12 protein-coding genes, 2 tRNA genes and 1 rRNA gene are annotated in these 11,771 nt (G+C 48.4%); 6 read left to right on the top strand and 9 right to left on the bottom strand.

Annotated features, from left to right (window positions below; genetic code table 11):
- The first annotated feature begins 7 nt into the window (after positions 1-7).
- Together ACJHYR_RS23785 and ACJHYR_RS23780 are read left to right on the top strand one after the other, a co-directional pair.
- Positions 8-1,366, top strand: coding sequence for a VasL domain-containing protein (locus ACJHYR_RS23785; protein WP_000073803.1), 1,359 nt, complete (start codon positions 8-10; stop codon positions 1,364-1,366).
- 17 nt (positions 1,367-1,383) lie between these two features.
- Entirely contained in the window at positions 1,384-1,863 is a 480-nt protein-coding gene (locus tag ACJHYR_RS23780) for an Hcp family type VI secretion system effector (RefSeq protein ID WP_000013179.1), read from the top strand.
- A 339-nt stretch (positions 1,864-2,202) separates the two neighbouring features.
- Here the strand turns inward: ACJHYR_RS23780 and ACJHYR_RS23775 are convergent, their stop codons facing one another.
- The 3 genes from ACJHYR_RS23775 to dnaQ form a co-directional block, all read right to left on the bottom strand.
- A complete protein-coding gene (locus tag ACJHYR_RS23775) occupies positions 2,203-2,988 on the bottom strand; it encodes a hypothetical protein (protein WP_001086160.1) in 786 nt (261 codons plus the stop codon).
- Between the two features lie 326 nt (positions 2,989-3,314).
- A tRNA-Asp gene (locus tag ACJHYR_RS23770) sits at positions 3,315-3,391 on the bottom strand.
- Positions 3,392-3,523: 132 nt separating this feature from the next.
- Complete coding sequence (gene dnaQ / locus ACJHYR_RS23765; protein WP_024165575.1) at positions 3,524-4,255, bottom strand: DNA polymerase III subunit epsilon; 732 nt, start codon at positions 4,253-4,255, stop codon at positions 3,524-3,526.
- Between the two features lie 64 nt (positions 4,256-4,319).
- Here dnaQ and rnhA point away from each other — a divergent pair, with 64 nt between their 5' ends.
- Entirely contained in the window at positions 4,320-4,787 is a 468-nt protein-coding gene (gene rnhA / locus ACJHYR_RS23760) for a ribonuclease HI (RefSeq protein WP_000917883.1), read from the top strand.
- Here rnhA and ACJHYR_RS23755 read toward each other — a convergent pair.
- A complete protein-coding gene (locus tag ACJHYR_RS23755) occupies positions 4,784-5,506 on the bottom strand; it encodes a class I SAM-dependent methyltransferase (protein ID WP_001295200.1) in 723 nt (240 codons plus the stop codon). The genes rnhA and ACJHYR_RS23755 overlap by 4 nt on opposite strands.
- Before the next feature lie 33 nt (positions 5,507-5,539).
- Here ACJHYR_RS23755 and gloB point away from each other — a divergent pair, with 33 nt between their 5' ends.
- Together gloB and mltD are read left to right on the top strand one after the other, a co-directional pair.
- Positions 5,540-6,295 carry a hydroxyacylglutathione hydrolase gene (gene gloB / locus ACJHYR_RS23750; RefSeq protein WP_059328113.1) on the top strand — a complete coding sequence of 252 codons (756 nt, stop codon included), beginning with the start codon at positions 5,540-5,542 and terminating at the stop codon, positions 6,293-6,295.
- Positions 6,296-6,366: 71 nt separating this feature from the next.
- Complete coding sequence (mltD, locus tag ACJHYR_RS23745) at positions 6,367-7,725, top strand: murein transglycosylase D (RefSeq protein ID WP_000644685.1); 1,359 nt, start codon at positions 6,367-6,369, stop codon at positions 7,723-7,725.
- A gap of 47 nt (positions 7,726-7,772) precedes the next feature.
- Here mltD and ACJHYR_RS23740 read toward each other — a convergent pair whose 3' ends face one another.
- Together ACJHYR_RS23740 and ACJHYR_RS23735 are read right to left on the bottom strand one after the other, a co-directional pair.
- A complete protein-coding gene (locus ACJHYR_RS23740; protein ID WP_059328114.1) occupies positions 7,773-8,543 on the bottom strand; it encodes a class I SAM-dependent methyltransferase in 771 nt (256 codons plus the stop codon).
- Positions 8,544-8,619: 76 nt separating this feature from the next.
- Positions 8,620-9,420 (bottom strand): endonuclease/exonuclease/phosphatase family protein, encoded by an 801-nt coding sequence (locus ACJHYR_RS23735; RefSeq protein WP_001230983.1) that lies wholly within the window; start codon positions 9,418-9,420, stop codon positions 8,620-8,622.
- Between the two features lie 240 nt (positions 9,421-9,660).
- Here ACJHYR_RS23735 and yafC point away from each other — a divergent pair, with 240 nt between their 5' ends.
- Positions 9,661-10,575 (top strand): DNA-binding transcriptional regulator YafC, encoded by a 915-nt coding sequence (gene yafC / locus ACJHYR_RS23730; RefSeq protein WP_000648590.1) that lies wholly within the window; start codon positions 9,661-9,663, stop codon positions 10,573-10,575.
- Here the strand turns inward: yafC and dkgB are convergent.
- The 3 genes from dkgB to rrf form a co-directional block, all read right to left on the bottom strand.
- A complete protein-coding gene (gene dkgB, locus ACJHYR_RS23725) occupies positions 10,572-11,375 on the bottom strand; it encodes a 2,5-didehydrogluconate reductase DkgB (protein ID WP_000997023.1) in 804 nt (267 codons plus the stop codon). The two genes, yafC and dkgB, sit on opposite strands and share 4 nt — an antisense overlap.
- A 162-nt stretch (positions 11,376-11,537) precedes the next feature.
- Positions 11,538-11,614 (bottom strand) — tRNA-Asp (locus tag ACJHYR_RS23720).
- A gap of 54 nt (positions 11,615-11,668) precedes the next feature.
- A 5S ribosomal RNA gene (rrf, locus tag ACJHYR_RS23715) occupies positions 11,669-11,771 on the bottom strand; the annotation flags it as partial.

Genomic DNA, 11,771 nt, shown 5'->3' with positions numbered 1-11,771 from the left:
GATAGTGATGAGCAATTACGCACTGACACAAACTATCGTTACCGGCAGCGATCCGCGCGCCCTGCCGGAGTTCAGCGCCATCCGCGAAGAAATTAACAAAGCTAACCACCCGTCACAGCCGGAGCTGAACTGGAAACTGGTGGAATCGCTGGCGCTGTCGATTTTTAAGGCCAACGGGGTGGATTTGCATACCGCCACCTACTATACGCTGGCGCGTACCCGTAATCAGGGGCTGGCAGGGTTCTGCGAAGGCTCGGAACTGCTGGCTGCGATGATCACCCACGAATGGGATAAATTCTGGCCGCAGGGTGGCCCGGCGCGGACTGAGATGCTGGACTGGTTCAATACCCGCACCGGGAATATTCTGCGCCAGCAGGTGTCCTTTTCCGAAAATGATCTGCCGTTGCTCTACCGCACGGAACGGGCTTTACAGCTTATTTGCGACAAACTCCAGCAGGTGGAACTGAAGCGCCAGCCGCGCGTGGAAAACCTGCTTTATTTTGTGCAGAACACACGCAAGCGGTTTGAGCCGCAGCCCGGAAACCGTACTGATACGGCGGCACAGACCACGGTCCGGACGCTGGTCTATGCGCCGGAAAGCACGGCTTCCACCACAGCGGAAGCCGTGCCTCCCCTGCCCGACCTGCCGGAAATGCGGGTGGAGGTGCGCGGTGTGGCAAATAACGCCGACAACGTTAGACAGGGCAGCACGGTAAAAGGTTTTGTTGCCGGTGCCGCCTGTACTGCCGTTATCGCGGCAGTACTCTGGTGGTGGCAGGCGTATCCGATACAACGGCAGCTTACGCAAGTCAGGGATACCGCACAGGGAGCCGCCACCGCCTGGTTGGCCTCCCCGGTACTGAAAGAATATGAACAGTACCTGCAACAGCTTCTGGATGCCCCGCCACTACAGCCGCTGGAAACCGGAATGCAGATGATGCGCACCGCAGACACCCTCTGGCCGGAAAGCCTGCAACAGCAGGAAGCCAGCAGGATGTGGAGCAACACGCTGAGAAACCGGGCGCAAGCCAGTCCGCAGATGAAGGGCTGGCAACAGGCGCGGCAGAATTTGCGGGACTTTGCGGATCTGATGATGAAAAAGGAGACGGAGAAACAGGGTTTCACCCTCTCGTATATCAAGACGGTGACCTGGCAGGCCGAACGGTTACTGAATCAGGAAACACCGCTGGAGTACCTGCTGACACAGTACCAGGAGACACGCGCACGGAAGCAGGACACACAGGCGCTGGAAAAAGAGATCAACGAACGGCTGGACGGGCTGTTAAGCCGCTGGCTACTGCTGAAAAATACCGGACAGGATATGGCAACGGATACCAGAACCGAACCTGTCCATCCGACTCATTGAGGTTAAGGAGAATAACAATGGCAAATCCCGTCTATCTGACACTAAACGGAGAACTCCAGGGACTGATTTCATCCGGATGCTCGTCAATGCCGTCCATCGGTAACAAGGCCCAGATTGCACATCAGGATCAGATCATGGTGATGTCACTGTCCCATGGGCTGAGTCGCGCACAGAACGTCAATCACCAGGAACTGACTATCACGAAACCGGTGGACAAATCCTCCCCCCTTCTGGGCAAGGCCATTTCGGAGAATGAATGTCTGACCTGTGATTTTGTCTTCTATCGCACCAACCGTTTTGGTATTAATGAGCCGTACTACAAGCTGAAACTGACTAATGCCCGGATCTCAAACATCGGCCTTACCGTTCCCCATACCATTAACGACAGCCCAGGGCAGCCGGAAGAGTCTGTGTCATTTACCTATGAGAGCATCAACTGGGAGCACATCGTCGCCGGAACCAGTGCGTACAGTCTGTGGAGTGAACGGATTTTCTAAGTTACCTGGGAGTCTTTCATCTGCATTATTGTTATATTTTAAAAAGGCAATTTAACATTATAGGATAAAATGACAAAGTACGGTTAATCACGAATAAAAATTCTTAATTAACCGTACCTGCTGTTTTATAGATGTATGTGATGTATTTTTGACAGTTCAACCGAAAACTCGAACTACAGCTTATATGTTGAGAGGACAACAAATAACTTGAGGAAAATTTTTACTACTCCTAAAAAATATATGTAAAATTAATTAGCAGACTTGTTCCATAGTGTAAAACAGAAAAGAAAAATGCTCTTTCCTGCTAAGTACCACTAAAACGTCTGGTATAAAACCTCACTACTGATATCGATTCACCAGGTCTTTAACCACTGCTGCGTACGTTTTCTGCTTAAGTTGTGAAATCTGCTGTTCTGCCACATCAAGGCTGTCAGAATTTTTATTCCCTATCTGCGGAAAAATCAGTTTCGATTCATAATTCACAGGCGACCAGGTAGCCCACTCACCTGTAGCCACATCCACCAGCGTGAATCGAACCAAATAACGCAGTGACATCGTGTCAGTCAATTTTTGATTTTTATAATCTGTCCAAACTATTGATTTTAATCCAGAGTCATATTTTCCTGTCTGCAACGTATCCTGGAAAACAATAATTGCTTTCTGATGGCCTTTTGCTGCAACAAAACGCAATGCCTGCATCCAGTTCATATTTTCGGCATCTACAATATCTAGGCTTTCATCTTTGTTTTTGTCTTTATTACAGGTTAAAGTTTTTTGCCTGTCAGGAATGCCAGAAAATGTGGCAACTGTATAATATTTTCTCATCTCCTCCTGCATAATGGTTTCCGGTGCGCGACTACCAGACTGAACAAGTATTACAGGAGAACTGAGGGGCACACGAAACTCATCTCCTTCAAGCGCAGCTTGAATATCCTCCTCGGATACAGCCAGAGTGGTTTCATTACCGAATAAATCTTTGTCTGTCAGTTGCGGGGGAGTGTTTTTATTAATATTACTTTGTGTAACTTGAGCTTTTTTCTTTTTTTCATCAATAGGAGATTCAGAGGCACATCCTGCAAGCAGCGAGAATAACACACATATGCAACAAACCTTTTTTGAATTCATAATCGGACACTCCCTCGCCTGTCATGATGATTAGAATATTTAGTACTGATAACGGACTCTAATTATATACCCCACTTAAATAATAACAAACAAAATCAATATGAAATATACATTCATTTAATCAATATAAAATCATTCTCAGAAAATATATTTAAGCTGAATGGTTCGATATCATTATTGAATTTTAATAAATGAGACAACAAGCGAGAATCACGCACTTACGCCAGAGTAAAATCATTGAACAGAGAAATAGCGGGATTTAAATGCAAAAAAACCGCAAAATTAAAAATCTCGCGGTTCTCTGAACTCATTTTCATGAGTGAATTTGGCGGAACGGACGGGACTCGAACCCGCGACCCCCTGCGTGACAGGCAGGTATTCTAACCGACTGAACTACCGCTCCGCGTTGTGTTCCGTTGGGAACGAGGCGAATATTACGGATTGCCTCACCCTTCGTCAACGGTTTTTCTCATCTTTTGAATCGTTTGCTGCAAAAATCGCCCAAGTCGCTATTTTTAGCGCCTTTTACAGGTATTTATGCCCGCCAGAGGCAGCTTCCGCCCTTTTTCTGCACCAGATCGAGACGGGCTTCATGTGCCGCAAGCTCTTCATCTGTCGCAAAAACAACGCGTAACTTACTTGCCTGACGCACAATGCGCTGAATTGTTGCTTCACCTTGTTGCTGTTGTGTCTCTCCTTCCATCGCAAAAGCCATCGACGTTTGACCACCGGTCATCGCCAGATAAACTTCCGCAAGGATCTGGGCATCGAGTAATGCCCCGTGCAGCGTTCGTTTACTGTTATCTATTTCGTAGCGGGCACATAACGCATCGAGGCTGTTGCGCTTACCGGGAAACATTTTCCTCGCCACCGCAAGGCTATCGGTGACCTTACAGAAGGTATTGGTCTTCGGAATATCGCGCTTAAGCAACGAAAACTCGTAGTCCATAAAGCCGATATCGAACGCTGCGTTATGGATCACCAGCTCCGCGCCGCGGATATAGTTCATGAACTCATCGGCTACCTCGGCAAACGTGGGCTTATCGAGCAAAAACTCATCGGCAATACCATGTACGCCAAAGGCTTCCGGATCCACCAGCCGCTCGGGTTTGAGATAAACATGGAAGTTATTGCCCGTCAGGCGACGGTTCACCACTTCAACGGCACCAATCTCAATGATCTTGTGGCCTTCATAGTGCGCACCAATCTGGTTCATACCGGTAGTTTCGGTATCGAGAACGATCTGGCGTGTAATTGCAGTGCTCATAGCGGTCATTTATGTCAGACTTGTCGTTTTACAGTTCGATTCAATTACAGGAAGTCTACCAGAGATGCTTAAACAGGTAGAAATTTTCACCGACGGTTCGTGTCTGGGTAATCCAGGACCTGGGGGTTACGGCGCTATTTTACGCTATCGCGGACGCGAGAAAACCTTTAGCGCAGGCTACACCCGCACCACCAACAACCGTATGGAGTTGATGGCCGCTATTGTCGCGCTGGAGGCGTTAAAAGAACATTGCGAAGTCATTTTGAGTACCGACAGCCAGTATGTCCGCCAGGGTATCACCCAGTGGATCCATAACTGGAAAAAACGTGGCTGGAAAACAGCAGACAAAAAACCAGTAAAAAATGTCGATCTCTGGCAACGTCTTGATGCTGCGCTGGGGCAGCATCAAATCAAATGGGAATGGGTTAAAGGCCATGCCGGTCATCCAGAAAACGAACGTTGCGATGAACTGGCTCGTGCCGCAGCGATGAATCCCACACTGGAAGATACGGGCTATCAAGTCGAAGTTTAAGCCTGTGGTTTACGACATTGCCGGGTGGCTCCAACCGCCTGGCGAATTCGTGGCTTGTTTTTACTCTGTTTCATCGGATTTAGCGTTAAAGGAATAGTCCGTTTCCGGGCGACAATAAGTTGTAAGCAACCAAGCGCAGGAATATGCGCATTTAATAATTTTCCACCGTGTTTGTTCCACGGGAGAACGTGGAAACGGCTGGCGTGTAGCACTTCAAAATTCAACAAAGAGAGCCAGTCCAGCTGCCGCATCAGAGTAAACATCCGGCTGTTATAGGGAGAGGTTTTTCGCAATACCGGCACAAGTTTGCGTAATCCCATTAAACTGATGGGATTGAAGCCACTAATCACCAGCCAGCCATCATCAATCAATACCCGATCGGCTTCACGCAATAAACGATGCGGATCGGTGCACCACGGCAATGTATGTGCCAGTAGACAAACATCAACGGATTTATCGGCAAAAGGAAGATGAAGTGGGTCCGCCTGCACCTGGACGGGCATTCCTTGCGCAGAAACATTCACTTGATGAGAAACCGCGCACGCTTCGCAATTGATTTCTGCGCTTAAATTGCCAATCTTAAGCAGATGAAAACCATACATTTTAGTGAACCACGGGTTGAGCTGGCGCTCCAGCGCCTTGCGATAAAGCTCTCCCCAGGGCAAATCGCCCCAGCAATCAGGAGCCACGACAGTTTGAGGGACTCTTGCCGGTTTCATCACAACCTTCCGTTTCACACTGAGAGGTAATCTATGAATCTTAACAGTATTCCCGCCTTTGATGACAATTACATCTGGGTTTTGAATGATGAAGCAGGTCGCTGCCTGATTGTCGATCCCGGAGACGCAGAGCCAGTATTAAACGCCATTGCCGCCAATAACTGGCAACCGGAGGCCATATTTCTCACCCACCATCACCACGATCACGTTGGCGGCGTGAAAGAACTGGTGAAAAAGTTTCCGCAAATTGTGGTGTATGGTCCACAAGAGACACAAGATAAGGGAACAACACGGGTAGTCAAAGATGGCGAAATTGCCTTCGTTTTGGGGCATGAATTTAGTGTAATTGCCACATCGGGTCACACTTTAGGACATATCTGTTACTTCAGTAAACCTTATCTATTTTGCGGCGACACGCTGTTTTCTGGTGGGTGTGGTCGGTTGTTTGAAGGGACACCATCACAAATGTATCAATCACTTAAAAAATTAAGTGCGTTACCTGACGATACATTGGTATGTTGTGCTCATGAATATACCTTATCAAATATGAAGTTTGCTTTGAGTATTCTTCCGCACGATTTGTCCATAAATGATTATTATCGTAAAGTTAAGGAGTTACGGGCAAAAAATCAAATAACACTACCCGTAATTCTGAAAAATGAGCGGCAAATTAATGTTTTTTTAAGAACCGAAGATATTGATTTAATTAATGTAATTAATGAAGAAACATTATTGCAACAACCTGAAGAACGTTTTGCATGGTTAAGGTCAAAGAAAGATAGGTTCTGATAAAACTTTCTTGTCATCGGCTCCGTTCGCCGTTATGATCGGTCGTCTTTTAAGCAACTATTGACACACACATGAAGGCAAAAGCGATATTACTCGCCTCTGTCCTGCTCGTGGGTTGCCAGAGTACCGGCAACGTTCAACAGCACGCACAGAGCCTTTCTGCAGCTGGTCAAGGGGAAGCAGCAAAGTTTACAAGTCAGGCACGATGGATGGACGATGGGACGTCTATCGCGCCAGATGGTGACTTGTGGGCTTTCATTGGCGACGAGCTAAAGATGGGAATTCCGGAAAATGACCGGATTCGCGAACAGAAACAGAAATATTTACGCAATAAGAGCTATCTCCACGATGTAACTTTACGGGCAGAGCCGTATATGTACTGGATAGCCGGGCAAGTTAAAAAACGTAACATGCCTATGGAACTGGTACTACTACCCATAGTGGAGAGCGCTTTTGATCCTCACGCAACGTCTGGCGCCAATGCCGCAGGCATCTGGCAGATCATTCCGAGCACGGGGCGCAATTATGGTTTGAAACAGACCCGCAATTATGACGCGCGTCGCGATGTTGTTGCTTCAACAACTGCCGCGCTGAACATGATGCAGCGTCTGAACAAGATGTTTGACGGCGACTGGCTTCTGACCGTAGCGGCTTATAACAGCGGCGAAGGTCGAGTCATGAAGGCAATTAAAACGAACAAAGCGCGTGGGAAATCCACGGACTTCTGGTCGTTACCGTTGCCGCAGGAAACGAAGCAGTACGTGCCTAAAATGCTGGCATTGAGTGATATTCTCAAAAACAGCAAGCGTTATGGCGTACGTCTGCCAACGACCGATGAAAGCCGTGCTCTGGCGCGTGTGCACCTGAGCAGCCCAGTTGAAATGGCGAAGGTTGCAGATATGGCGGGGATTTCCGTCAGCAAGCTGAAGACATTCAACGCTGGCGTGAAAGGCTCCACGCTGGGCGCAAGTGGTCCGCAGTACGTGATGGTGCCAAAGAAGCATGCAGATCAACTGCGTGAATCTCTGGCTTCGGGCGAAATTGCTGCTGTACAGTCGACGCTGGTTGCCGACAATACGCCGCTTAACAGCCGTGTTTACACCGTACGCTCTGGCGACACGCTTTCAAGTATCGCTTCACGTCTCGGCGTTAGCACCAAAGATTTGCAGCAGTGGAACAAACTGCGCGGATCTAAGCTGAAGCCAGGCCAAAGCTTGACGATTGGCGCAGGTAGTAGCGCACAGCGGTTGGCAAACAACAGCGATAGCATTACGTATCGTGTGCGCAAAGGCGATTCGCTTTCAAGCATTGCTAAACGCCACGGCGTGAACATCAAAGATGTGATGCGCTGGAACAGCGATACTGCGAATCTGCAACCAGGCGATAAGCTGACGTTGTTTGTGAAAAACAACAACATGCCAGATTCCTGACAAACCAGATAATAAAAAGGCACCGATTCCCCCGGTGCCTTTTTTATTTATGCTGCTTTATGTGCTTCTACCATGATGATATCACTGGTGAAAGAGCCGTCATTCTGCAAGGCAAAATACGTTCTCACCTCTGTCGATGCGCTCTGTTGGTAAATGCGAATAGCGTCTACTAACGCTTCTGGCGTACGCATTCTCGCGACCCATGAAGAAAATTCCAGAGGTAACTTATCTGTAATTAAATTATCAACTATCAGATTGGCTTCATTGATTAACGTCAACCACTCACCGCTGGTGTAGTTTCGTACGTGAGAGGTATCGCGTAATGCTTCTACCGTCTGTAACCAGATGTCGCGCACTGGATGACCCGGAGACATTACGTCCATCACAATCAGCCTACCGCCGGGTTTCAATACCCGATTCACTTCACGCAGTGCTGCACCAACATCATGCCAGTGATGGGCAGAATAACGGCTGATAACAATATCAAATGCGTTATCGGCAAATGGCAGACTTTCGGCATAACCCTGGCGGGTGGTGATATTTTTCAGTTGCCGGGCTTCGGCAGCTTGTGCCACGACATCCAGCATTTGGGCAGATAAGTCATACGCCACCACCGCGCTCACGTTCTGCGCAGCGACAAAGCTGGCATGCCCTGCTCCGCAGCCCATATCAAGTACACTTGCATCAGGATAATCAGCCAGACGCACCGCCAGGCGCTGTAAATCTCGCCCGGATGCATGTACGGTACTGGTTAAATACTCACTGGTCTGCGAGCTAAACTGCTTTTCTACGTGGTCATGGTGGGATTGTGTTGTCATTGCGCTGTCCTTTTATTGTTTGATTAAAAAGGGCAGCGCCAAACGTTGGTCTGCCCTGTGGCAGACCTGACATACCTTATTTATCAGGCTTGCCGGGACTGAATTCAACGAGTAGCGGATTGTGATCGGAAGCGCGCGTAACCAGTACAGAAGCTTCGCTGACGTTCAGACCACGGTAGAAAACAAAATCGAGCGGGCGGCCAAACGCCCGACGGCGCTGATCATCGGTAAAACGCACCTGGCGCAGCGACATTTCCCGCGCAAAGCGATATAACGCGTTCATCCTTCTACGGCTCCAGGCATTGAAATCTCCCGCCATAATGACCGGGCCGCTGTGGTGAGCTATCTGATCGCCAATAGGAAGTAACTGCTTACTATAGACATCCACGCCCAAACTGAAATTGACGGCGTGTATATTAACCACCATCAACAGGCGGGTGTCAGGCAATGGATAGACCGTCACCAGGGCCGACTTCGCCAGACGCAAAATGGGTTCTCGTTCACGTAACGGGCAGCAATACACTGGATGCGCCGCCGAAAGGGTCATTACACCGGAAGGATGTTGTGGCAGCACGAAAGCGGGTACCTGATCGGCGGCAAGATAGTTAGCGGTCGCAAACTGCACTAACTCTGGCGTTGTCTGCGCTTCCTGCAATAACACCAGATGTGCATCTTTGCCGTAGTTCTTTAATACCGACAACCATTCAGCGCGTTGCTGTTTGTATATGTTCCACACCAGGATCCGAATACGCTCTTCGGTACTTAACGGTTCTCCAGGTGGTAATGCCTGGCCGATGCTCGCAAAAGACCCCGGCGGTAAGATCCTTTCCGCAGGTTGTCCGGCAACATAGCGCATGGCATAGGTGTTTTTTCGCACTTTTGACTTTGAAACCTCTATTACGTCAACCCTTCCGCACTCGGGAGGGTTCTACTGTTATAGGGATTTTAGCTCACTCTTTCAACGAGCAATTGTATATTGTTATGTAAGCAAGTGCTTACACCGGTCAGAAATTTGCTCATTATTGAGAACATTAAATCGGATGACATATCACGCATCCTGATGGTTTAATGACAAATAAATTCAAAATATCTCATCTATTTTGCAACAGGAGCAAAAATGAAAGCCACGTCGGAAGAACTCGCCATTTTTGTTTCGGTCGTCGAAAGCGGCAGCTTTAGCCGGGCAGCGGAACAATTAGGGCAAGCAAACTCAGCGGTAAGCCGGGCGGTGAAGAAGCTGGAGATGAAACTTGGCGTTAGCCTGCTTAATCGGACCACGCGGCAACTTAGCCTGACGGAAGAAGGCGAGCGTTATTTTCGTCGCGTACAGTCAATTTTGCAGGAGATGGCAGCGGCAGAATCAGAAATTATGGAGACGCGTAATACACCGCGTGGACTGTTGCGCATCGATGCCGCAACTCCAGTAGTGCTGCACTTTCTGATGCCGTTGATTAAGCCTTTCCGTGAACGCTATCCGGAAGTCACTTTATCACTAGTCTCCTCCGAAACGATTATTAATTTGATCGAAAGAAAAGTGGATGTCGCGATACGCGCCGGTACGTTAACGGATTCCAGCTTACGTGCCAGGCCGTTATTTAACAGTTATCGAAAAATTATCGCCTCCCCCGATTATATTTCCCGCTATGGGAAGCCTGAAACGCTCGACGATTTAAAGCAACATGTTTGCCTGGGATTCACTGAACCCGCTTCCCTCAATACCTGGCCGATAGCCTGTAGCGATGGACAATTACATGAGGTGAAGTACGGTTTGTCATCCAATAGTGGGGAAACACTGAAACAGCTTTGCCTAAGTGGCAACGGGATTGCGTGTTTGTCCGACTACATGATCGACAGAGAAATCGCTCGCGGAGAATTGGTGGAGTTAATGGCAGATAAAGTGTTGCCAGTGGAAATGCCATTTAGTGCTGTCTATTACAGCGACCGTGCGGTCAGTACGCGCATCCGGGCTTTTATCGATTTCCTTAGCGAGCATGTAAAAACAGCTCCCGAAGGAGCTGTCAGAGAGGCTTAATCCCATTCAGGAGCCAGACCTTCCGGGCTAACCAGACGGTCGTTGCAATCCAGTGCGGCGATCGCTTTTTTATCTTTGGCATCAAGCTGTAAATTTTGTGCCTTAAGATTACTTTCCAGGTTTTTACGTTTAGTAGAAGAAGGAATTACTGAGTAACCTTCCCCCATAGCCCATGCCAGAATCACTTGTGCCGGAGTCGCATTGTGTTTAGCTGCGATACGAGCAATAACCTCATCTTTCAGGGCCTTACCATACGCCAGTGTCATATAGGAAGTAATATGGATGCCGTGCTGTTTAGCCCAGGCAACCACTTTACGGTTTTGCAGATAAGGAGAGAGTTCAATCTGGTTAGTAGCGATGTTTTCAGCGCCAACAGCAGCAATCGCCTTTTCCATCAATGGGATCGTGAAGTTGGAAATACCGATCTCACGCGTCAGCCCTTGTTTTTTGGCTTCCAGCAGCGCCTGCATAAACTCTTCAACAGAGACTTCATCGTTTGGTGACGGCCAGTGGATTAGCGTCAGATCAACATAATCGATACGCAATTTTTGCAGGCTCTCTTTCAGACTCGGGATCAATTTGTCTTTGCTGAGATTTTCAATCCAGATTTTAGTGGTGATGTAGAATTCATGACGTGGCACGCCACTTTCTGCAATCGCCTGACCTACTGCGGCTTCGTTATCATAGATTTGTGCGGTATCAATTGCGCGATAACCAAGTTCAAGCGCCGTTTTCACAGATGAAATAACAACGTCGTCTTTCAGACGGAAAGTACCTAAACCAAATGCAGGGATAGCCATAATATACCTCTTTTAATGCTATTTTCGTTAACTGAGGTGATTATGGGCTTCAGACTGTTGCGGAAAAAGAGCGTAAAACGCAGAGGATTTTTGCGATTCTGGCAATAATAGATATCCAGACGAAAAAAAACCTCGAGCGTTAACTCGAGGCTTCTTAATAAGTGGCGGAACGGACGGGACTCGAACCCGCGACCCCCTGCGTGACAGGCAGGTATTCTAACCGACTGAACTACCGCTCCACCGAATTCTTTTACAACCACCGGTTTTATGACCGGCTTACTGCTTAATTTGATGCCTGGCAGTTCCCTACTCTCGCATGGGGAGACCCCACACTACCATCGGCGCTACGGCGTTTCACTTCTGAGTTCGGCATGGGGTCAGGTGGGACCACCGCGC

This window comes from Escherichia sp. WS1450, from assembly GCF_046487395.1.
GTDB lineage: Bacteria > Pseudomonadota > Gammaproteobacteria > Enterobacterales > Enterobacteriaceae > Escherichia > Escherichia coli.
Note: the sequence above shows the minus strand (reverse complement) of the source record. Positions and strands in the feature narration are given on the sequence as shown.

What these genes read in the sequence shown, in the direction of transcription:
- ACJHYR_RS23785 (WP_000073803.1), top strand. Translation starts at nt 8, where the DNA reads ATGAGCAATTACGCACTGACACAAACTATCGTTACCGGCAGCGATCCG.
- ACJHYR_RS23780 (WP_000013179.1), top strand. Translation starts at nt 1,384, where the DNA reads ATGGCAAATCCCGTCTATCTGACACTAAACGGAGAACTCCAGGGACTG.
- ACJHYR_RS23775 (WP_001086160.1), bottom strand. Translation starts at nt 2,988, where the DNA reads ATGAATTCAAAAAAGGTTTGTTGCATATGTGTGTTATTCTCGCTGCTT.
- dnaQ (WP_024165575.1), bottom strand. Translation starts at nt 4,255, where the DNA reads ATGAGCACTGCAATTACACGCCAGATCGTTCTCGATACCGAAACTACC.
- rnhA (WP_000917883.1), top strand. Translation starts at nt 4,320, where the DNA reads ATGCTTAAACAGGTAGAAATTTTCACCGACGGTTCGTGTCTGGGTAAT.
- ACJHYR_RS23755 (WP_001295200.1), bottom strand. Translation starts at nt 5,506, where the DNA reads ATGAAACCGGCAAGAGTCCCTCAAACTGTCGTGGCTCCTGATTGCTGG.
- gloB (WP_059328113.1), top strand. Translation starts at nt 5,540, where the DNA reads ATGAATCTTAACAGTATTCCCGCCTTTGATGACAATTACATCTGGGTT.
- mltD (WP_000644685.1), top strand. Translation starts at nt 6,367, where the DNA reads ATGAAGGCAAAAGCGATATTACTCGCCTCTGTCCTGCTCGTGGGTTGC.
- ACJHYR_RS23740 (WP_059328114.1), bottom strand. Translation starts at nt 8,543, where the DNA reads ATGACAACACAATCCCACCATGACCACGTAGAAAAGCAGTTTAGCTCG.
- yafC (WP_000648590.1), top strand. Translation starts at nt 9,661, where the DNA reads ATGAAAGCCACGTCGGAAGAACTCGCCATTTTTGTTTCGGTCGTCGAA.
- dkgB (WP_000997023.1), bottom strand. Translation starts at nt 11,375, where the DNA reads ATGGCTATCCCTGCATTTGGTTTAGGTACTTTCCGTCTGAAAGACGAC.